This window comes from Campylobacter concisus (genome assembly GCF_902460625.1).
GTDB classification, from domain to species: domain Bacteria; phylum Campylobacterota; class Campylobacteria; order Campylobacterales; family Campylobacteraceae; genus Campylobacter_A; species Campylobacter_A concisus_AD.
In genome coordinates this window covers 85,704-105,607 of record NZ_CABPUT010000009.1, presented here as the reverse complement: position 1 = coordinate 105,607, position 19,904 = coordinate 85,704, and the positions used below count along the sequence as shown (strand labels likewise).

Here is a 19,904-nt window from a genome sequence, read left to right as displayed (position 1 = left end):
GATACAAAAAGGCCTTAAAAGCACTAAGATCGCATGAAATGATCGAGCTAAATGAGAGTTTGATCGTTATAATTTATTACTTCACACCGCTAAATTTATTAGCTTCCCTAGCAGCTATTTATCTTGGCATAAGCTATAAGGTATTTTTATGATAACACTCGCTTCAAGCTCGCCAACAAGGGCAAATTTATTAAAAGATGCTGGCATAAATTTCACTCAAATTTCTTTCCAGTTTGACGAGAGCAAGATAGAAAAAAACGTAAAGCCTGAAATTTATGTCCAAAACGTCGTAAAAGCCAAAAAAGAGCAATTTTTAAAAGAAAATATAGGTCTTAAAAATTTGCTCTTTGCAGATAGCTGTGTGGCGTGTGGAGATAAAATTTTAGGTAAAGCAAAGGATGAAAAAGAAGCGATTGCCATGCTAAATTTACAAAGTGGCAACGAGTGCAGCGTCTATACGGCGATGATATTTTTAGGCGAATTTGAGCTTATAAACGTAAGTAAAACTATGTATAAATTTAAAAAATTTGACGAGCATGACCTTAATGAATACATAAAAAATAATGAGTGGCAAGGCAAGGCTGGAGCCATGACGATAGAAAATTTTAATAAAAAATATATCATCTCCCAGTACGGCGAGACCAGCACAGCCATGGGACTAAATTTAAAAATATTAAAGGCATTTTTATGAAATATATCCTGGCATTTATCTTTATAGTTGCCATCGCACTTGGTGGAGCGTTTTTATACTTTTATTCGCAAGTGAGATTTGACGCTTACACTATCATCGACTACAAGCCAAAGCTTGCGACACAAATTTTTGATAGAAACAACGAGCTTATCGCAAATATCTTTGAAGAAAATAGAATTTACGTAAAATATAACGACATCCCGCCACGTGTCATCGAAGCGCTCGTGGCTATCGAGGATACGAGCTACTTTGAGCATGGCGGTATCAACGTAGAAGCCATGGCAAGGGCGGCGATAAAGGACATCAAAGCTAGAAAGCTGGTAGAAGGCGCATCTACGCTAACTCAGCAGCTCATAAAAAACCTAGCCCTAAGCCGCGAGAAGAAATTTACAAGAAAGATAAAAGAGGTTGTGCTTGCTATGAAGCTTGAAAGTGAGCTTAGCAAAGAGGACATCATCGAAAGATACCTAAATCACGTATATTTCGGGCATGGCTACTACGGCATCAAAACGGCTGCGGAGGGGTACTTTAGAAAAGAGCTAAATGAGCTAAGTATAAAAGAGATAGCGATGCTAGTTGGCATGCCAAAGGCTCCAAGCACCTATGATCCTACAAAGCACCTTGACTTGTCGCTTAGCCGTGCAAATAGAGTACTTGAGAGAATGTATAGCATCGGCTGGCTAAACGAGGATGAGTACCGCAAGGGCGTGCTTGAAGAGCCAGCGGTCTTTGACGATACACTCACAAGAAATAAAGCTCCTTACGTAGTCGATGAGATAATAAAAGAGGCCTCAAAGAAATTTGACGATATAAAAACTGGTGGTTATAAGATACAAAGCACAGTTGATCTAAATGTTCAAAAGATCGCTCAAGAAGCTCTAGTTTATGGCTACAATGAAATTTTAAAGCGCGATAAAAAAGCAAATGCAGAAATCCTAAATGGAGCTATAGTAGTCACTCATCCACAAAGCGGTCAAATTTTAGCGCTAATTGGCGGTATCGACTACGCAAAAAGTAGCTATAACCGCGCCACTCAAAGCAAGCGCCAGCCAGGATCTAGCTTTAAGCCATTTATCTATCAAATAGCTCTTGATAGCGGCTACTCAGTCGTTTCTCAAGTGGCTGATATCGCTAGGACATTTGACATGGGAAATGGCAAAGAGTGGACGCCAAAGAATTATAGCGGCGGTTTTCAAGGCTATATCACTATAAAATCAGCCATAACCCAGTCGCGTAACCTCGCAACCATAAATTTGCTAAACGATCTTGGTCTTAGCTCGGTTCGTAAACAGCTTACAGATATGGGCTTTAATGATATCCCAGAAAATTTATCTATCGCACTTGGAAGTTTTGGGATTTCGCCACTTGACTTTGCGAAATTTTACTCGATGTTCCCAAATGAGGGCGAGATGGTTGAGCCAACACTTATTAAGCATATAGAAAATAGCTTTGGGGCTTCGATGGACTATGAACCGCAAAGAAAGCAAGTGCTAAAACCTGAGCAGGCATTTTTGATGACTACCTTGCTTCAAAATGTCGTAAATAACGGTACTGGACGTAACGCAAAAATAAATGGTATCCAAATAGCAGGCAAAACCGGCACAACAAACAATAACATCGATGCTTGGTTTTGTGGCTACTCGCCTGACATCGAAGCAATAATCTGGTACGGAAATGATGACAACAGCCCTATGAAAAAGATTGAGGGTGGTGGTAGAACAGCCGCACCTGTGTTTAAGAAATTTATGGAAGGCTACATTAAGCTTTATCCTACTTTAAGACGTGCATTTGAGCAGCCAGATGGTGTTTATAAAGGCTATTATGGTGGCAGTGACGAATACTACACAAACGACTCACCACTACCTCAAAATATACCGGCAAATGACATCATACAAGATCAAGAAAATAATGGATTATTGTTTTAGGAAGATAAGATGAGGATTAAAATTTTACTTTGTTTAGTAGTCGCAAGTATTGCATATGGCGCTAATCTAAATACGGCCAGCAAAAACGAGTTAATGGGGCTTGGGCTAAGTAAAGGCCAAGCGTTAAACATTATAAAATATAGAAAAGCCCATAAATTTAAAAGCATCGATGAGCTTGAAAGAGTCCAAGGTATTGGTTTTAACGATATGCAAAAAGTTAAAGAAAAACTTAGCATAAAAGAGAATGCAAAAGTCAAAAAGTCTGAAGCAAAAAACTCCAAAGGCAAGAAAAAATAATCTTATTTTTTATTTGAAATTTCTAGCCATTTACATTTGAGTCCTATTATTATTGCTTTTTACAAAGGTTAGAAAGATGCTAAATATTAATAAATTTAAAAATATCAGTTTTTTAAAGTTTCTGATTTTATTTACTGCTTACATATTTTTTATAAATTATATATTTTTATACAAAGGCGTTCTTTCAGGCTTTCTACAAAATAATCAACTCTCTTTTTCTATATTCTTTTTTCTCATATTTGCAATTGTCTTTATCTTAGTTTTCGCTAGTATTTTTTGTATTTTATTTGTACCTTTTTTACTAAAACCAGTTGCAATTATTTTGATTTTAGCAAGTGGCATATCTGCTTACTTTATGCAAGCATATGGTGTTATTATAGCTAAAAATATGTTATTAAACGTCCTACACACCGATACCAAAGAAGCCTTTAGTTACTTTAGCACAGGTTTAGTTTTTTGGATAATTATTACAACCATCTTACCTTGCGTATATGTAGCATTTGTAAAGATTAACTATGGTAGTTTCAAAAATGAGCTTAAATCAAGAGTAAAAATTATCTCATTTTCTATAGTTGCGATAGCTATCATATTTTCATTAACGTCTAAAATTTTTATACCATTTTTTAGAGAGCATTCGAATTTAAGAACTGCATTGCTCCCATACTATCCCATCTACTCGGCTGCAAAGCTAGTAAAATCGCTCATACAAAAACCACTACCTTTTACCTATGTAGCAGATGATGCGGCACTAGCTGATGATAAAAAGAAAATTTTAGTTTTAATAGTTGGCGAGACACAAAGAAGTAGGAACTACTCGCTAAATGGCTACACCAAAAATGATACGAATAAATTTACTAAGCAAAAAGATGTGGTAAGTTTTACAAATTTCTACTCATGTGGAACCGCAACAGAAACTAGTGTGCCTTGCCTATTTTCAGACTTAAAGCGAGAAAATTTTAGTAACCGCGAAGCAAAAGCTCGTGAAAATTTAGTTGATATCATCAATAAGCTTGGTATAAAAACATACTTTTTTGGCAACAATAGCGGCGGTTGTAAGGGCGTTTGTGACAATCTTGATCAAAACCATACTTCAGAGCATAGAGCAGAAGGCTTTGATGAAGTGATATTTAATGAAGCAAAAAAGGTCATAGAAGATACAAATTCTACTACCTTTATCGTGCTACATCTTCAAGGCTCGCATGGTCCTATCTACTACAAAGGCTACCCAAGCAAATTTAAAGAATTTACCCCAACTTGCGATACTGCCGAGCTAAATAAATGCACGCCAGATGAGATAGCAAATACCTATGACAACACTATTTTATATGAGGACTATCTACAAAGTGAGCTGATAAACGCCCTTGAAGCAAGAAAAGATGAATTTGAAGTCACCATGTTCTTTTTCTCAGATCACGGGGAGAGCCTAGGCGAAAATGGCATATATTTACATGGTCTGCCTTATTCTATCGCTCCAGATGAGCAAAAACACATCCCAGCCATCGTCTTTTCAAGCGATAGTGAGCTTTTAAAAAGGCTAAAAACCAGAAAAGATGAGAGCCTTTCGCATGATTTTATATTTAGCTCAGTTCTTGGATATTTTGGAATAAAAACTAAGGCTTATGAGCCAGAATTCGATATTTTTAGGTAGTCTTAGGAATATAAATTTTAAAAAGCCAGCCCAAGCAAGAGCCTGAAGCTGGCGTAAATTTAAAAGCTGATCTCTTTTATATCAGCTACTTTTAATATCTCACTATAAATTTGACCGATGATTGCGATGCGATTGTTTCGCACTTTCTCGTTTTCAACATTTATCATAACTTTGTCAAAAAACTCATCGATCTGCAGTTTTAGAGCAAATAGCGCTTTTAGCCTTGGCTCATACGCTAGGCTCTTATCGACCGCTTTAAATGCATCATTTAGGGCTTTTTCAGCATCTATCTCAAAGAGGCTCTCATCAACCTTGCTAAATTTATCGTCTTTGATGATATTTGAAAGGCGCTTAAATGTAGAGAAATTCTCTCTAAAGCTTGGCTCTCTAGAAATTTTAGCAAGTGCCTCTATCATCTTAGTTAGCTCCAAGATATCCTTTTCGCCGCTTTTTATGCACGCTTTTACGATAGAAGCGTTTGCGTCAAAGAAGGTGTAAAGTCTATCAAGGATGAAATTTATAAGCACTTCAATATCAAATTTCTTGTAGTCTTTTGCGATATCTTCTAAAATTTCTTTTACGTTAAATTTCAAATTATGTGCCAAAACGATCTTTATCACGCCATTTGCCGCACGTCTTAGAGCGTATGGGTCTTTGGTGCCACTTGGGATTTTGCCGATACTAAAGAGTCCCATTAGTGTATCAAGCTTATTTGAAAGCGCCACAACCGAGCTAAATACCTTGCTTGGGCACTGCGCCTCCTCGCCGTCTGGCAAATACTGCTCTTTTATGGCTAGAACGACGTCTTTATCCTCGTTTTTAGCCTTTGCATAGTAAGCGCCCATGATGCCTTGAAGCTCGGTAAATTCATAAACCATCTGCGTTGTAAGATCGGCCTTGCTTAACATCACAGCTCGCTCAAGCTTAGCCGCGTACTCGCCAACCTCTTTTTTAAGTAGCTCATCGTAGTTGCTAGCAAGTTTTTTGGCCACTTTTAGCTCTCTAAGCTCTTTTTCGTAGATGCTTCCAAGCTCTTTTAGATAAGTTATATTTTTTAGTTTTTCTGGGCTAAATTCGTGCGATAGGTCGCTTTGCCAAAAGAACATCGCGTCACTTAGTCTTGCTCTTAGCACCTTTTCGTTGCCTTTGATGATGAGCGAGTAGTCCTGCGTTATGGCGTTACTAACGACTACAAAGCCATTTGCCAGTTTGCCATCTTTAAAGACTGGAAAGTAGCGCTGATTTTCTTTCATAGAAGTGATAATAACCTCACTTGGTACCTCCAAAAATTCCTCTTCAAACGAGCCAAGAAGTGCTGTCGGATACTCGGTGATCGCCACGACTTCAGCCAATAGATCTCTATCGATCTCGATCTTTAGCCCGCTTTTTTGGCTAATTTTTTCAAACTCATCAAGGATTATTTTTTCTCTCTCATCCGCTTCAAGCACGATGCCACGCTTCTTTGAATCTTCAAAATACTCTTTTATATTTGAAATTATCTTGTCATAGCTAATACTTCTGTGCGGATAGGTTGAATCACCGCTCTCTACGCCAAATTTATTAAATTTTATGACCTCATCGCCAAGTAAACACAAAAACGATCTTATCGGACGGATGAACTCAAACTCGCCGTTACCCCAGCGCATAGACTTGCCAAAGTTAAGACTCTTTAAAAACTCTTCAACTATGTCTCCCATTATCTTAGCAACCGGCTCGCCTTTTACCTCTTTTTCGTAGTAAAGCACCTCTTTGCCGTCTATCTCTTTAAATTTAAGCTCACTTTCATCTATGCCGCATTTATTTGCAAAGCTAAGCGCAGCCTTTGTGAAAGCTTCGTCTTTTAGTGCCACTTGCTTTGGCGCACCGATAAAGCTAGCTACGCTGTCAGGCTGAGATTGTGGAAATTTCTCATGAAAAAAGACCAAGCGACGCGGCGTATAATAAAATTTAAACGGACTTACAAGATTATATTTTTCAAGAACAGCTTGCCATTTAGCATTGATATTTGGCAGCTCCCTTAAAAATGGTATCGCTGGAAGCTCCTCAACTCCAATTTCTAATAATAACTCTTTCATATTTCACTCTTTTTATTAAAATTTTCTCTTTTTTCTCTTACCATTTTTCTTGCCCTCTCCTTCTCCTGTGACTGCAAAATGACGCCTCTTATCATAAAAATAAGAAATAAAACAAACGCCGTAATCATAAAAATATCTAAAATTTGCACTCTCTACTCCACAACGATTTGGTTTTCTCTCTTATAAATTTTAACTCTCGCATTTTCAAAATTATACTCACCATCTTTTAGCTTTTTCTTGCTATAAACCCTGATCTTACCGTATGGTGTATGTAGATAGCCCCTCTCTAGTCTGCCCGAAATTTTAGCAAAGACATCGCCACTTCTAGCTTCACTTAGTTGTGATGCATCTAGTAAATTTTCGCTAATATCTTTTGTACCATGCTCATTTATGATCTCATAAGAGCTGACTTCAAGCGCATCTTTATAAATTTTCATTCGCCTTACTAAAACATCTAGCTCTTCGCCTACAATAACGCTATTTTTAGGATCATAGACATAAATTCCGCGGTGATTTTTCGAGATAATAAAGCCATGCTTATCTTTTAAGATAACAACCGCTTTTTCAATCACGACTGGCACAGCTTCTGGATGATCAAAAAGCGTATCCACATCAGCCGTCTTATAGTTTTGCTCGCTTGTTTTTTTATTGGCTTTGTTTTCATCTTTTTTAAAAATTTTACTCACAAAGCCCTTTTTTATTGGACTTGGATCAGTTAAAATTTTAAACTTTAGTGCAAAGTGATCCGAGTAAAGGTCACTCTTTGCAAAGCCTTTTTCATCGACTGCAAAGCTTGGTTTAAAGACTTCAAAACTGCCACTAACATAACTTAGATCGCCATTTTCCATAAAACTAGGCGAAAGCAAAACATGATCGATCGCTCTTTTTTTGCCATGTACTGCGTGAGAATATCTATCTTTTGGCTCAATCTCTTTATAAAGATCATAAAAATTTCTCGTTGCAATGATGTCATTTAGGATGGATTTTTGTCCAAAGGGCGAGTTAAAATCACCCAAAATAATCGCATTTTTCTCTTTACCTAGAGCCGTTCTTAGCGTTTTTTCAGCCTTTTTTTGCATATTTATGCCATTTTTATAAGTTGGAAAGTGATTTACAAATATACTAAATTTCTTACCTTCTGTCTCAAACATAACCTTTAAAATATTTCTTGTCTTTACGTTTGGAACTTTAAAAACTTCACTGCCACTTGGCTGCAACTTTGAAATAAGCCCGAGCCCAACAGGCGAATTTTTCTCCTTTGTAAAGCTTACAAATTTATACTCGCTATCACTTACCAGAGCTTTTAAAACCTGCTCATTTTCGATCTCTTGAAGTGCGATAATGTCAGTATTTAGTGCATTTATGACTTGTCTTGTCCTTTGTAGTTTTGAATCAGCCGCCTCGCAGTCCCATTTTGATACGCCTACTTTAAAATCAAGATACTCGCTACCATCATCTTTGCAATCAAATAAATTTTGCACATTATAAGTTGCGATGCTAATTTCACTCGCAAATGCCACCAAAATGGTAAAAACCAAAGCAAAAACTACTCTCAAATCTCACTCCTAAAGTCAAATTCAGTGATATTTTGCCTGATCGCCTCATAAGCGATAATGCCAGCACTCATAGCTAAATTTAAGCTCCTGCCCTCTTTTCCCATTGGTATGGTTATGGCGTTTTTAAAATTTATATCCATAAATTCTCTTGGCAGCCCAGTACTCTCGCCACCAAAAAATATAAAATCTGCTGGTTTAAACCTAGCCTCGTAGTAAAGCCTATTTGTCTTTGTGGTAGCGAAGAAAAATCTATCCTTGTGGCTTAAGTTTACTTCTAAAAATTCTTCCAAACTATCCCAAATTTTTGGATTTAAAATTTTCCAGTAGTCAAGCCCAGCTCGTCTAACAGCCTTTTCACTCAGATCAAACACAGTGGGCTTAACGATATGTAGCTTTAAATTTGCATTAACACACATTCTACCGATAGCTCCAGTATTTTGCGGTATCTGAGGATGAACTAAGACTATGTTAAACATAAGCTTTCTTTGCCTTAAAAGTGTTATAAACTAGCCTATTTTAGCCAAAATGGGCTTTTAAGAGTTTTAAAGACTAATCTTTTCTAGGCTTACGCTCGCTTAGATATTTTGAAATTTTAAGCTCTTGCCTACGTTTTATCTCTTTTGCGATCTCTTCGTTTTTAAAACCAGCTGATAAAATTTCTGCCACATCAACTTTCGGGTCAAATTTCATCTCATAAATTCCAAGCTTCTTGGCACGCTCTATCTGCTCTTTATTATAAGCTCCAAGCCATGATTTTATAGGCATATTTAGGGCAATTTGCATTAGCTCTTTATCGCTTGGCATATGCTTAAAATAAGGCTCTTTTAAGATAGAAAAGTAGCTCTTTGGTAGACGCATTCTCTCTAAAATTTCCTTTGCGTTAAGCTCAAATTTGCCAAACAAAAGATACAAAAATAATCTCTCATCATCCACAAATTCTCTAGCACTCTTAAGATCGCTTAAAAACTCATCGTTCATAGAAATTTGCCCATCAAAAATTTCCTTAAAAAATCCAAGCTCAAAAAGATAGCAAGTTCCTTTTTCAAGATGCTTTGCGCGAAAAAATTTAATAAGCTCAGTATTTATCCTATCTCTACTTAGATGCTCCAAACTAAGGCTTTTCATGAGAGCTAGCGTCTCATCAGCTATACTAAAATCAAGCCTAGAGCTAAATTGCACTCCTCTAAGCACCCTTAGTGGATCTTCTTTAAATTTCTCACTATCAATGTGCCTTAATGTCTTGTTTGCCAGATCTTGCTTCCCGCCGTAAAAGTCTAAAATTTCTCCATTAAAGATATTCATCATCATGGCATTTATAGTAAAATCTCGCCTAAGACTCGCCGTTTTTGGATCGTTAATATAGCTTACCGCAAAGTCTTTGTGTGAATTTCCAGTTTTGCTCTCGCTTCTTGGAAGCCCAATGTCGTAGTTTTTGTATTTATAGATGAAGTAGCTTTTGCCAACGCCACTCGCTCCAATGCTAGCCATTAGCTCATTAAATTTAGTAGGCTCAATGTCATAAACTTCGATGTCATAATCATAAATTTCTCGCCCCAAGAACGCATCTCTCACGCAGCCACCTACGAGATAGACACGTGAAGTAAATGGGGCAAATAGCGATCTAAAAAAGTCTAGCTCGCTATTTTTATAAATTTTATTCTTGATTTTTATCTCATTTTTTGAGCCGTCTAATGGCTTATTTTGAGAGATTTTGGAGTCTATTTTCGATGTTTGCAAGGGTAAATTCTAAAAATTTTGTCGTTAGCTCAAGCCTTGAAGCGAGATTTTGCTCAGGAGTTTGTTTAAGTCCTTCAAAAAGCACTTCTATGCGTTCGGCAAGATTTTCCAAGAAAATTTTCTCTTCGCTCACCTCTCTATTTTTTATTGGACTTACTGGCTCCTCTTTTACCTCAAACGCTTGCTCATTTTGTAAATTTGCCTCAACTTTTAGCTCGTTATTTAGCGCATTTTCATTATTCTCTATGGCCAAAAGCTCTTTTTTTAGATTCTCACGCTCGAGCTCTTCTTGCTTCTTACTTTGCAATGCTTCTATTTTTTCAAGCTCAGCGCTAACCTCACTGATTGCCATTCTAGCGATATCATCAAGCTTCATAATCTTATCAACCACCTTTTAAATTCATTTATCTCTTCGTCACTTTTCATCGCTATAAAAAACTCTTTCATCTGCTCGTTTTTTATCGCTCGCTCTTTACGAAGTCCGCTCAGGCGGTTTATCGCGCTAAGAGCGTCTTTGTTTGACGGATCTTGCTTTAAGATATTTTTATAAATTTCAAGTGCATCATCTTTTAGCCCCTGAGCTTCGTAGATCAGTGCTTCAGTGATTGTGTTTTTCATTTTTTGATAAATCCTGCAATAACATCGCCTATCTCGCTAGTTGAGCAAATTTCAACCGCATTAAAAGCAGCGATATCTTTTGTTCTATAACCTTTTGCAAGTGCCTCTTTCACAGCATTTTCTATCGTATCTGCGGCTTCATTTTCACTAAATGCGTATCTTAGCATCATCGCTGCACTTAAAATGGTGGCTATTGGATTTGCTACACCCTGCCCTGCGATGTCTGGTGCTGAGCCATGTATCGGCTCATAAATTCCCACTTTACCACCCATACTTGCACTTGGAAGTAGGCCTATCGAGCCACAAACCATACTCGCCTCGTCGCTTAAAATATCGCCAAATAAATTTTCAGTAAGGATGACGTCAAAATTCGCTGGGGCTCTTACTAACTGCATAGCTGCGTTATCTACATACATAAAGCTAAGCTCTACTTCAGGATAGCCCTTTGCCACCTCGCTAGTCACCTCGCGCCAAAGTTGACTTGTCTCAAGCACATTTGCCTTATCGACCATGCAGACCTTTTTATTGCGAAGCATTGCTGTTTCAAAAGCGATCTTTGCGATGCGCTCAATCTCCATTTTAGAATAAACCATAGTATTAAACGCTCTATCTTCGCCCTTTTCACGTGGCTCGCCAAAATAAAGCCCACCAGTTAGCTCACGAACAACGACAAAATCAACACCTTTTAGAACTTCTGGCTTTAGAGTGCTAGCACCAACCAGCTCATCAAAGACAATGGCTGGACGTAAATTTGCATAAGCTTCTAGCTCTTTTCTGATCTTTAAAAGTCCGCTCTCTGGCCTTAGATGTCTTGGCAAATTGTCCCATTTCTCGCCGCCGATCGCTCCAAAAAGCACAGCATCAGAGCTTAGAGCAGCGCTTAACGTCTCATCTGGCAAAGGCACACCAAATACATCATATGCAGAGCCACCCATAAGCTTATAGTCGTACTCAAATTTCATACCAAACTCAGCACTTACGACGTCTAGAATTTTTATCGCTTCGTCGATTATTTCAGGGCCTATACCATCGCCTTTTATAACGCAAATTTTATACTTTTTCATGTTTTTATTCCATCTTTGCTTTTGCGTACTCTATAAGTCCACCAGCATTTAAAAGCTCTTGCATAAAAGGCGGTATAGGACTAAATTTATACTCTTTGCCGCTGGTTAAATTTACGATCGCGCCGTTATCTACGTCTATTTTTAGTTCGTCGCCCTCGTTTATCTCGTCCGTTTCTTTGATTTCCAGTATCAAAAGTCCCGTATTAAAGCTATTTCTATAAAAAATTCTCGCATAGCTTTTAGCTATCACCGCGCCTATACCGGCGGCTTTAAGCGCGATAGGAGCGTGCTCGCGAGAGCTGCCGCAGCCGAAATTTTCGCCCGCTACGATAATGTCGCCCTTATCTATCTTGGAGCTAAAATTAGGATCGGCGTCCTCCATTATATGTTTTGCTAAGATATTTTCGTCGGAAGTATTTAAGTATCTGGCGGCGATAATTATATCGGTATCGATATTGTCGCCGAATTTCCAAACTTTATTCATCGTTTCGCCTTTTTTAAATTTTCGAGATTTTAACCAAAAGTAGCTAAATAATTCATCAAACGGCGAATAAAATTTGCGGCCCAAACGGCTAAAGGGCAAGGCAAAGGGCGTTTAACGCCCCCTTTTATTTTTTTAAATTTAAAGAACACCTGCCTAGGAATTTACACGCCGGGCAAAAACCCGTAACGCCGACGATAATCGGGATTAACCCGATTAACGCCCAGTAGCTCTCGTAAAAATACCAAACTACCGCCATAAAAACTAGCCCTAGTACGACCCTAATAATTCTACTTTTCGCGCTTACCATATTTTTACCTTTTCTTAAAAATTTTATAAAGCGGGCAGTAGCCGTAATATCCCGTTAAAAGCGGAATTAGCCCGACCGTCCACAACCAGCAGTCGCAAATAAATCCGAAAATAAAAAACCAAATCGCCGCTATAATCAAACGTATAGTTTTATCTAAAACGCTCATTTTATCTCCTTTAAGCCAAAGCTTTTAGCATTCCGTTCATAACCATAGGTTTAAATCCGTAAATTTTAACCAGCCAACTCATGTAGCTCTCTCTGGTAGCGCCGAAGCACTCTAACGTCGGAGCCGTTCCCTCCCAGTCGAACTCTACCATTATGGCCTTGCCGTATTTGGTGATAAAAGGGCAAGCCGTATATCCGGTAAATTTCTCGCTAGGTTCTCGTCCTTTTATCGTATCGGCTAAATTTTTAGCTAAGATCGGATACATTTTCCTAACGCTAGCCCCCGTTTTGCCGGCCGCAAATCCGCAAATATCGCCGATACCGAATATATTTTTAAATTTTGTACTTTGTAGGCTATATTTATCGACAGCTAGGAAATTTAGCTTGTCGCCCTCTTTAGTTAGGCCGGCGCGAGCTAAAATTTCGCTTCCTTTTTGCTTAGGCGGCAAGTGAAGCCAGTCGTATTTTACGTCGATTAGCTCGGATGCGATTTTATCTTCGCCGTTTTGCCTGTATGCCGTCCAAAACTCGAAAGTAGCGGTATTTGAGCTTTTATCGACGGCTACGATTTGGTGGCGGAGATTAAAATTTATCTTTCTTTTTATCATTATTTGAGTCATCGCCGCGGCATAAGTCGGATCGCCGAAAAGCTTGCCGCCGCCGACGTAAAGATTAACGCTGCCTTTATCGCGGTTGCCGGCCAACCTCAGCCTATCTTCGCTCATGCAAGTTACTTTTTTATTAGCGCCGCTGCATTTCATTGGGGTTTTTTGATCGCAAAATACCGCCACGCCGCCGTTTTGGGAGAATTTTTTCATCAGCTCGTTGCTTTTTACGGCGCCTTGTAGAGTGTAAACGGAGGATATGTTGCCGCTCGTATCGTTAATATCCTCTAAGCTCAGCCCCTTAACGGCTTCAAAGTCGTATTCCACGCCGCTTGCTACGATTAGATAATCATACCCAAGCTCGCTCCCGTCGTCTAAGACGAGCAGATTAGCTTCGGGCTTTATCTCCGATACGTTTTTGCGTATCCACTCGGCTCCTTGCGGGATATAATCCGCTTTTTCGTAAACGACATCGCTAGCTTCGTAAATTCCGACGGCGATTAGCGTAAAGCCCGGCTGGTAGTAAAATTTCTCGTCTTTATCCACGAGAATTACCTTGGCGTTAGGCATATCTCTTCTAAGTTTAGCCGCCAACGCGATACCGCTAAGTCCCGCGCCCATTATGACGATTTTAGAATTTATATCGTCGTTTTCGCCGCCCGTTGCCGAGCAACCGCTCATACTCGCGGCTAATCCCACGGCCCCCATTAGCTTTAAAGCGTCTCTTCTTCGCAGTCCTTTCATAAATTCTCCTTTCAAACGAGTTTATGAAATGCTACCTAAAAAAGGCCGCTCTCTCCGTAACAAAGTTACCTTAAAACGAGAATTTTAAGAAACAAGCCTTATTTCGCCGCGGCTTTGCGTTATTTGCCCGCTTCTCTCAAGCTCTTTTAGCACCCTAGATACCGCTTCTCTAGCGCTTCCTAGATGATTCGCCAGCTCTTCGTGCGTTATTTTTATAAAATTTTCGTTTAGATTTTCGATGCTTTGGGATAAAAAATTCATAATCCGCGCCGAAAGCGGCGAAAACAAAGCCTGCTCCATAACGTTTATCGTTCTGGCAAACCGATCGGCTACGATTTTTAGAGTAAAATTTAAAATGCTCGGATATTTTTCTTTAAGAGGCTTGTAAATTCGCGCCGGAATAACGATGATCTCGCTATCTTGCTCGATTTCGACGCTTACTTTATTTTCTAGCGAATTTATAGAACACGTATCGCACAGCACGCAACTCTCGTCTTTAGTTAGCCTAAATATCGTTATTTCCTTTGCGTTAGACGATACGAACGCCCTTAAAACGCCTTTTAGTATAAGTATAAATCCGAAGCAATCGTTTCCGGAGTAAAATATATCGCCCTTTTTTACGGTTTTTAGATACGCGTTATCAAAGATCGCATTTAGATCCTCGCTTGCTAGATCGAAATTATTCGTAAATCTCTCGCGCAAAATTTCTTTTAACTCTTCGCTTAGCATTTTGCCCTTTCGTGACTTCGTTACAAAAATTTAACCTTATTATAGGTAATATTGCATAAAAATTTAATACGAAAAGAAAAACAATGCACGACGTTAAGAAAAACGACTCGCAAAGCAAAATAAAATCGCTGCCGATTATGCTTTTTGCCGGTACTATGGGGCTTGGAGGGCTTTGCGTAGCCTATAAGAAACTAAGCGAGATATTTGATTTGTCCGGCGAGATATTCTCGGCGCTTAGAGCGTTAGACTGCACGGTATTTTGCCTGCTTTCGGCATTTTACTTCTTTAAGCTTTTAAAATTTAAAGAAGAGGTAAAGGCCGAATTTTCGCACCCCATAAAGATAAATTTTTTCGGCGGATTTATCATCTCGCTTTTTCTTTTAGCTCTAGCCTACAAAGACGCGGCGCTACTATACTACTCGCTTTTTTACGCGGCTTTAGGCTTGCAAACGATTTTTACGCTTTACGTAATTTCTTTTTGGATCGACGAAAAATTCGATATCGCGACGCTAAACCCGGCATGGTTTATCCCCGTAGTGGGCAACTTGCTAATCCCGATCATAGCCGAAAAATCTCAAGCGATCTGGTATTATTTTAGTTTGGGGCTATTTTTCTGGATTATTTTATTCGCCGTTATATTTTACAGGCTAGTCTTTTGCGATAAGTTAGCCGACAAATTCATCCCGACGCTAGTCATTACGCTAGCGCCGCCGGCTATGGCGTTTTTGGGATACATAAAGTTAACCGAGCAATTCGATGCTTTTGCGGCGATACTGCTTAATATAAACGTATTTTTCGTAGCGCTTATACTTTTTTCGTATAAAAGATTTATTAAACTCAAATTCGCCCTATCGTGGTGGGCTTTTACTTTCCCGACGGCGGCTAGCTCCATAGCGTTTTTAAAAGCTTACGAAATTGCGCAAAGCGATTTTTACTTAGTTTTAGGCGTCGGCGCTTTTGCGGCTCTAGTCGCTTCGATTTTGATAGTTGGATTTTTAACGGTTAAATCTATAATAAACGGCGAAATTTTTTCAGAAAAATAGCCTTAGCTCAAAAATTTACTTTAGTAGTATTCGTAGCTAATTTCTAGCTTTTTATATAGGCCGATTTCCGTTATGTTGCCGTTTTCGTAGTATTTGTCCGCGGGCTTAAATTTGACCGAGGTTTTACGCGTCAAATTTCCTCGCTCGTCCCTCGTTATATCTTTAAACTGCAATATTTGCCAGATTTTTGCCTCGGAGCCGAAGTAATTTACCGACGTATACTCCATCTCGTCGCCGTTTGCGGCGTAGTAATAAACCCATTTTGAGTTTGGGGCTTGCGTGATTTTTTCGTATTCGCCGTTTGGCTTGCGCTCAAAGCTTATCTCTATGCCGTGCCGCGGCTCCATATTATTTTCTATCCGCGTTAAAACGCCCTTTTCGTCGTAGACGTAGCTATCGTCCGTCACTAGCGTCCCGCCCGAATACGCCGCCCGAGCGATCATTTTGCCGTCCTTGCCGTAAGTGGTTTTCTCCGTGCGTGGGTAAAATTTATCCTCCACATGCTGCTCTTTGGCCGTCGCGACTAAATTTTCGCCGTCAAATTCGTATTCGTATAGATAAACGGCGCTATCTTGATATTTTTTGCGCACTAGCCCGTCTTTGCCGTACTCAAACAAAACCGAGCTGTTCGGCGCGCCGTTTATGTGCTCGGTTTCTTGCACTATATAGCCGTTTTCGTTAAACTCCGTTCGCTTTACGCGCGTATTTTCTAGCGTGCCGGAGCCGTCCGTAGAGTATTCGTACTCCGTAGCCGTCATGCTTTTGACCTCGCCTTTTAGATCCTTTTTGCTCCAGTCGCTTTCGGGCAAAACGGCCGAGTTTAGATAGCAAACCGCCGATGCCGCCGCGAAAATAGCTTTTAAAATTTTCATTTTTATCCTTTTTCTCAAACCAAGCAATCATAAATTATATTAGATTAAATTCCGCCCAATCTAGCCCAAAAGCGACAATACCGATAAAATCCCAGCTTTTATAAGTTTAAATTTATAAGCAAGCCTGAGGCGAATTTTCATTTCGGCAGTTTATTAACTTAAGCTTCGTTTGCCTTTTTAAAAATTTCTCTCATCTCCTCTTCGCTCAGTGGCTCAATTAACACATTTGCCGCATCGATGAATCGGTATTTTTCTTTTGGCAAATTTTTCATAAAAACGCCATATTCGCATTCGCCGAGCACGTGCGCGTCCTTATCGTCTACGCCGACGACTAGCGTAAGTATCCAGCGCGAGACCTTGCGTTCACCTAGGGCTTCTTGCGCCTGCCACGAAGGAGAGGGAGCGTAAGGCAAGATAGTCGGCAAATTTTCGCTAAGCGTATACGCGCCAAAAATTTCATTCCCGTTTTTATCTTCGTATAAATTCTCTCTTGCGCTATAAGCGTCAAGATACTGCACATGTCTCATTATCTCATCAAATTTAGCCGCAGGGCTGGCACTTGCAAAAATTTCATCTATCATAACCGCGTCAAACGCCACGTCTCGCTCCACGCCATAGATATAAAGCGTTTGATTTTTCTCTTTTGCGTCCTTTAGAGCTTCAAGCCCCCGCATCATGTCGGCTTCATAATCAAATTTTAAAATTTGCTCTTCATCGTAAATTTCCTCGTTGTCGCACTCTATTTTCGAGCCGGTTTTGGCTGAGAGCTTTGAGAGTAGCTCAAGCGCGATCTGCCAGTCTCCAACGCCGCTTGGAGTGCAGACTCGAACGATATATTTGTCGTCTTCATAGTTTAGTTCAAACCCGCGAGCGCTCTTTTGCCGCACGCCTGCGATCATCACGTCAGCGCCCAGCTCATTTGCGCCTGGCTCCTCTTGCTCACTGTTAAAAAAGAAAAGCCCCTCAACAAGCCCTGAAATTTCACGCTCACTTAGCGCTTTTGCATATCCGCCAAGAAGCTTCTTTTTATTTTTTATCTTGAATGTTACGCTCATAAATTCTCTTTCGCCTACTCTAAAACGTCATCGCTTGATCGCACTGCCTAGCCCACTCGGACAAGATATCCATGCTGCCTTTCACCTCAGCCTCAAAATAAGGCTCTCCCGCATGCAAACCGCACCTCGTTTGGCAGCTACCGCAAACCTTTAACATAGCGCCGCTAGCGTAAAGCTCTTTTAACATCGCCACTAGATCTACGTCGTAGTTTTCCGGCTTTTTGGTGCTATTTCGCGCAAGATCGACCGCGTCGTTCATTAGAAAAATTCTAACCTCTTCGCCTTTTTCTTTTAGCGTTTTAGCTAGCCTTAATGCGTTGTAAGCATTATCGGTACCGTTGTATGGTTGATTTGTAAGTATAAATAGAAATTTTTTCATCCTTTTCTCCTTTTGCCAAAAATGTAGCGCAAACCGGGCAAATTTTAGCCAAGCTATATAAAAAGAGGCTAAATTTATCTAAAAAGTAAAAGTACGCCGATCGTGCAAACGATAATGGCGGTGCAAATTTCAAGTAGCCTTAGGTGCGTTTGTAAAAATTTCTTTAGCATAGCTCCGCCAAGCGCGTAGATATTTAGCGAGCAAAACTCGATGAAAACGAGCGTTGCTGTGATCACGCACATACGGGCGAGACTAAAGGGATCGTCTTTGTCCAAAAATGTAGGCAGTAAAGCCGAGAAAAATATCCATGCCTTTGGATTTGTGAAGCAAACGATGAGTCCGTTTATAAACATCTGCTTTTTGCTTGGTAAATTTGAGACGCTTGTTATGCTAAGCTCGCCCTTGCCAAAAAGAAGCATCACGCCAAGATAGAGCATGTAAAGCCCCGCAATGATATTTAGCACCTTAAATGCGTACTCAAAATGATGAAGCACCGCACCCACGCCAAGCATACAGCAAAATGCCACAAAAGCAAGCGAAAGAAGCTGTCCGGTCATCATAATAAGCGAGTGCTTATAGCCAAAGCTCATACCGATACTCATCGCATAAGTCATGTTGATGCCCGGCATTAGCGAGATAGGAGCAAGCGTGGCGAAAAAGAGTAAGAAGTCCATAAAAAGCCTTGAAATTTAGCTAACAAATATAAAAATTTAAGCTATAAATCAGATCCAGCGATCAAATTTATAGCTTAAATTTAAAAGGCGGACTAAGCCGCCTCTTTTTTAGTGAGTTAAGAAATACTCTTGAATTTTGGCTTTGTCGCTTGTTTTTGTAAGCGCAAGCATCAAAAGCACTCTAGCTTTTTGCGCGTTTAGGTTATCGCTTGTTAAAAAGCCGTATTTGCCGTCGTCTACTTCGCCGTTCATAGTTGTTTCGCCACTTCCTACACGTGAGTCACGAACTACCACTACGCCAGCTTTTGAAGCCTCACCAAGTGCGTCAAGTACGCTAAAGTAAGGGTTGCCGTTGCCAAGACCAGCGCTAACGATGCCCTTTGCGCCGTTTTTAACAGCTATGTTTACAAAGTCAGGGTTGTCATTTGCGTGAGAATAGATGATATCGACTCTTGGAAGCTCTTTTACGCCCTCTAGATCAAATGCTGATTTTGCTGTGTGTTTTCTGATCGGATTCATATAGTATTTTACGTTGCCGTAAAACACGGTGCCGATTTTGCCGCTGTTTGGTGATTTAAATGTATCAACGCCTGTTGTGTTGGTCTTTGTCACCTCTCTAGCAGCGTGAATTTCATCATTCATAGTAACAACAACGCCCTTGCCTACGCTATCTTTGCTAATAGCTACGTTTACAGCGTTAAATAAATTTAGTGGACCGTCTGCGCTTAGTGAGCCGCTATTTCTCATCGCACCTACAAGCACAACTGGTTTGTCGCTTTTAACGACTAAATTTAGAAAGTAAGCTGTCTCCTCCATAGTATCTGTGCCGTGAGTAACGACGATACCATCAGCTTTGCCGCTGTTTAGAAGCTCGTTGATTCTATTTGCAAGCTTTAGCCAAACTTCGTTGTTCATATCTTGTGAGCCGATATTTGAAATTTGCTCGCCTTTTATGGTAGCGATCTTGTTGATATCTGGCACGGCTGCGATTAGTTTATCGACCGTAACAGTTCCAGAAGTATAGCTCGCATCAAGCGATCCTGAGCCGCTTCCTGCTATCGTTCCACCAGTGGCTAGAATGTAGATGGTTGGCTTTGCAACCGCTAAAGTAGCACCTAAAATCATGAGTAACACCGCCTTAAAGATTAAACGCATTTTAGCTCCTTTGCATTAAAATTTGCAAAGTCATTATAATGCCATTTATTTAAAAAAATTATTAACTTCTAAATTTTATAT

General features: G+C 39.8%; 22 protein-coding genes. 5 read left to right on the top strand and 17 right to left on the bottom strand.

All coding sequences use genetic code 11. From position 1 onward, the window contains the following. The first annotated feature begins 148 nt into the window (after nt 1-148). From maf to F3G69_RS07705, 4 genes are all read left to right on the top strand, one after another. Nucleotides 149-691: a septum formation inhibitor Maf gene (gene maf / locus F3G69_RS07720; RefSeq protein ID WP_149714899.1), complete on the top strand. Its 543-nt coding sequence runs from the start codon at nt 149-151 to the stop codon at nt 689-691. Continuing rightward, nucleotides 688-2,616 carry a transglycosylase domain-containing protein gene (locus F3G69_RS07715; RefSeq protein ID WP_149714898.1) on the top strand — a complete coding sequence of 643 codons (1,929 nt, stop codon included), beginning with the start codon at nt 688-690 and terminating at the stop codon, nt 2,614-2,616. The genes maf and F3G69_RS07715 overlap by 4 nt, the downstream gene beginning before the upstream one ends. 9 nt (nt 2,617-2,625) lie before the next feature. Then, nucleotides 2,626-2,913, top strand: a complete 288-nt coding sequence (locus tag F3G69_RS07710; protein WP_149714897.1) for a ComEA family DNA-binding protein — start codon at nt 2,626-2,628, stop codon at nt 2,911-2,913. 76 nt (nt 2,914-2,989) lie between these two features. Further along, entirely contained in the window at nt 2,990-4,561 is a 1,572-nt protein-coding gene (locus F3G69_RS07705; protein ID WP_149714896.1) for a phosphoethanolamine transferase, read from the top strand. A gap of 59 nt (nt 4,562-4,620) precedes the next feature. Here the strand turns inward: F3G69_RS07705 and glyS are convergent, their stop codons facing one another. From glyS to F3G69_RS07645, 12 genes are all read right to left on the bottom strand, one after another. After that, on the bottom strand, nt 4,621-6,636 hold the full coding sequence (gene glyS / locus F3G69_RS07700; protein ID WP_103600163.1) for a glycine--tRNA ligase subunit beta: 2,016 nt from the start codon (nt 6,634-6,636) through the stop codon (nt 4,621-4,623). 152 nt (nt 6,637-6,788) lie between these two features. Then, nucleotides 6,789-8,192, bottom strand: coding sequence for an endonuclease/exonuclease/phosphatase family protein (locus F3G69_RS07695; protein WP_149714895.1), 1,404 nt, complete (start codon nt 8,190-8,192; stop codon nt 6,789-6,791). Beyond that, nucleotides 8,189-8,668 (bottom strand): tRNA (cytidine(34)-2'-O)-methyltransferase, encoded by a 480-nt coding sequence (locus F3G69_RS07690; protein ID WP_149714894.1) that lies wholly within the window; start codon nt 8,666-8,668, stop codon nt 8,189-8,191. The genes F3G69_RS07695 and F3G69_RS07690 overlap by 4 nt, the downstream gene beginning before the upstream one ends. 73 nt (nt 8,669-8,741) lie before the next feature. Beyond that, nucleotides 8,742-9,929: a tRNA nucleotidyltransferase/poly(A) polymerase-related protein gene (locus F3G69_RS07685; RefSeq protein WP_149714893.1), complete on the bottom strand. Its 1,188-nt coding sequence runs from the start codon at nt 9,927-9,929 to the stop codon at nt 8,742-8,744. Beyond that, entirely contained in the window at nt 9,889-10,305 is a 417-nt protein-coding gene (locus tag F3G69_RS07680; RefSeq protein ID WP_149714892.1) for a CiaD-like domain-containing protein, read from the bottom strand. Before F3G69_RS07680 ends, F3G69_RS07685 begins: the two co-directional genes overlap by 41 nt. Next, nucleotides 10,302-10,547, bottom strand: a complete 246-nt coding sequence (locus F3G69_RS07675; protein WP_021091490.1) for a hypothetical protein — start codon at nt 10,545-10,547, stop codon at nt 10,302-10,304. Before F3G69_RS07675 ends, F3G69_RS07680 begins: the two co-directional genes overlap by 4 nt. Further along, entirely contained in the window at nt 10,544-11,611 is a 1,068-nt protein-coding gene (leuB, locus tag F3G69_RS07670; RefSeq protein ID WP_149714891.1) for a 3-isopropylmalate dehydrogenase, read from the bottom strand. The genes F3G69_RS07675 and leuB overlap by 4 nt, the downstream gene beginning before the upstream one ends. Nucleotides 11,612-11,615: 4 nt before the next feature. Next, a complete protein-coding gene (locus F3G69_RS07665; protein WP_107793756.1) occupies nt 11,616-12,095 on the bottom strand; it encodes a 3-isopropylmalate dehydratase small subunit in 480 nt (159 codons plus the stop codon). A 124-nt stretch (nt 12,096-12,219) separates the two neighbouring features. Continuing rightward, complete coding sequence (locus F3G69_RS07660) at nt 12,220-12,402, bottom strand: YgaP family membrane protein (RefSeq protein WP_149714890.1); 183 nt, start codon at nt 12,400-12,402, stop codon at nt 12,220-12,222. 4 nt (nt 12,403-12,406) lie between these two features. Further along, nucleotides 12,407-12,568, bottom strand: a complete 162-nt coding sequence (locus F3G69_RS07655; RefSeq protein ID WP_021091464.1) for a YgaP family membrane protein — start codon at nt 12,566-12,568, stop codon at nt 12,407-12,409. A gap of 10 nt (nt 12,569-12,578) precedes the next feature. After that, entirely contained in the window at nt 12,579-13,916 is a 1,338-nt protein-coding gene (locus F3G69_RS07650) for an NAD(P)/FAD-dependent oxidoreductase (protein ID WP_149714889.1), read from the bottom strand. 84 nt (nt 13,917-14,000) lie between these two features. Then, a complete protein-coding gene (locus F3G69_RS07645) occupies nt 14,001-14,645 on the bottom strand; it encodes a Crp/Fnr family transcriptional regulator (protein ID WP_149714888.1) in 645 nt (214 codons plus the stop codon). 83 nt (nt 14,646-14,728) lie between these two features. Between F3G69_RS07645 and F3G69_RS07640 the strand changes: the two genes are divergently transcribed. Then, on the top strand, nt 14,729-15,688 hold the full coding sequence (locus F3G69_RS07640) for an SLAC1 anion channel family protein (RefSeq protein WP_149714887.1): 960 nt from the start codon (nt 14,729-14,731) through the stop codon (nt 15,686-15,688). A 20-nt stretch (nt 15,689-15,708) separates the two neighbouring features. On the opposite strand, the gene F3G69_RS07635 is transcribed toward F3G69_RS07640, so the two are convergent. The 5 genes from F3G69_RS07635 to F3G69_RS07615 all read right to left on the bottom strand — a co-directional run bounded on the left by F3G69_RS07635 (nt 15,709) and on the right by F3G69_RS07615 (nt 19,823). Then, nucleotides 15,709-16,560 carry a hypothetical protein gene (locus F3G69_RS07635; RefSeq protein WP_149714886.1) on the bottom strand — a complete coding sequence of 284 codons (852 nt, stop codon included), beginning with the start codon at nt 16,558-16,560 and terminating at the stop codon, nt 15,709-15,711. A gap of 158 nt (nt 16,561-16,718) precedes the next feature. Then, the gene (locus F3G69_RS07630; protein ID WP_149714885.1) at nt 16,719-17,615 is read right to left on the bottom strand and encodes a DUF4299 family protein; all 897 of its coding nucleotides are present in this window, start codon (nt 17,613-17,615) and stop codon (nt 16,719-16,721) included. Nucleotides 17,616-17,634: 19 nt separating this feature from the next. Continuing rightward, entirely contained in the window at nt 17,635-17,994 is a 360-nt protein-coding gene (locus F3G69_RS07625; protein ID WP_149714884.1) for a DsrE/DsrF/TusD sulfur relay family protein, read from the bottom strand. 74 nt (nt 17,995-18,068) lie between these two features. Next, the gene (locus F3G69_RS07620; RefSeq protein WP_103600154.1) at nt 18,069-18,668 is read right to left on the bottom strand and encodes a LysE family translocator; all 600 of its coding nucleotides are present in this window, start codon (nt 18,666-18,668) and stop codon (nt 18,069-18,071) included. A gap of 108 nt (nt 18,669-18,776) precedes the next feature. Continuing rightward, nucleotides 18,777-19,823: a type II asparaginase gene (locus tag F3G69_RS07615; protein WP_149714883.1), complete on the bottom strand. Its 1,047-nt coding sequence runs from the start codon at nt 19,821-19,823 to the stop codon at nt 18,777-18,779. Nucleotides 19,824-19,904: the final 81 nt, after the last annotated feature.

Bases quoted from the DNA above. Each gene is read 5' to 3' on its own strand.
- F3G69_RS07625 (WP_149714884.1), bottom strand. From the start codon at position 17,994: ATGAAAAAATTTCTATTTATACTTACAAATCAACCATACAACGGTACC.
- maf (WP_149714899.1), top strand. From the start codon at position 149: ATGATAACACTCGCTTCAAGCTCGCCAACAAGGGCAAATTTATTAAAA.
- F3G69_RS07680 (WP_149714892.1), bottom strand. From the start codon at position 10,305: ATGAAGCTTGATGATATCGCTAGAATGGCAATCAGTGAGGTTAGCGCT.
- F3G69_RS07630 (WP_149714885.1), bottom strand. From the start codon at position 17,615: ATGAGCGTAACATTCAAGATAAAAAATAAAAAGAAGCTTCTTGGCGGA.
- F3G69_RS07705 (WP_149714896.1), top strand. From the start codon at position 2,990: ATGCTAAATATTAATAAATTTAAAAATATCAGTTTTTTAAAGTTTCTG.
- F3G69_RS07645 (WP_149714888.1), bottom strand. From the start codon at position 14,645: ATGCTAAGCGAAGAGTTAAAAGAAATTTTGCGCGAGAGATTTACGAAT.
- F3G69_RS07665 (WP_107793756.1), bottom strand. From the start codon at position 12,095: ATGAATAAAGTTTGGAAATTCGGCGACAATATCGATACCGATATAATT.
- F3G69_RS07655 (WP_021091464.1), bottom strand. From the start codon at position 12,568: ATGAGCGTTTTAGATAAAACTATACGTTTGATTATAGCGGCGATTTGG.
- F3G69_RS07635 (WP_149714886.1), bottom strand. From the start codon at position 16,560: ATGAAAATTTTAAAAGCTATTTTCGCGGCGGCATCGGCGGTTTGCTAT.
- F3G69_RS07640 (WP_149714887.1), top strand. From the start codon at position 14,729: ATGCACGACGTTAAGAAAAACGACTCGCAAAGCAAAATAAAATCGCTG.
- F3G69_RS07650 (WP_149714889.1), bottom strand. From the start codon at position 13,916: ATGAAAGGACTGCGAAGAAGAGACGCTTTAAAGCTAATGGGGGCCGTG.
- leuB (WP_149714891.1), bottom strand. From the start codon at position 11,611: ATGAAAAAGTATAAAATTTGCGTTATAAAAGGCGATGGTATAGGCCCT.
- F3G69_RS07710 (WP_149714897.1), top strand. From the start codon at position 2,626: ATGAGGATTAAAATTTTACTTTGTTTAGTAGTCGCAAGTATTGCATAT.
- F3G69_RS07660 (WP_149714890.1), bottom strand. From the start codon at position 12,402: ATGGTAAGCGCGAAAAGTAGAATTATTAGGGTCGTACTAGGGCTAGTT.
- F3G69_RS07620 (WP_103600154.1), bottom strand. From the start codon at position 18,668: ATGGACTTCTTACTCTTTTTCGCCACGCTTGCTCCTATCTCGCTAATG.
- F3G69_RS07675 (WP_021091490.1), bottom strand. From the start codon at position 10,547: ATGAAAAACACAATCACTGAAGCACTGATCTACGAAGCTCAGGGGCTA.
- F3G69_RS07615 (WP_149714883.1), bottom strand. From the start codon at position 19,823: ATGCGTTTAATCTTTAAGGCGGTGTTACTCATGATTTTAGGTGCTACT.
- F3G69_RS07690 (WP_149714894.1), bottom strand. From the start codon at position 8,668: ATGTTTAACATAGTCTTAGTTCATCCTCAGATACCGCAAAATACTGGA.
- glyS (WP_103600163.1), bottom strand. From the start codon at position 6,636: ATGAAAGAGTTATTATTAGAAATTGGAGTTGAGGAGCTTCCAGCGATA.
- F3G69_RS07715 (WP_149714898.1), top strand. From the start codon at position 688: ATGAAATATATCCTGGCATTTATCTTTATAGTTGCCATCGCACTTGGT.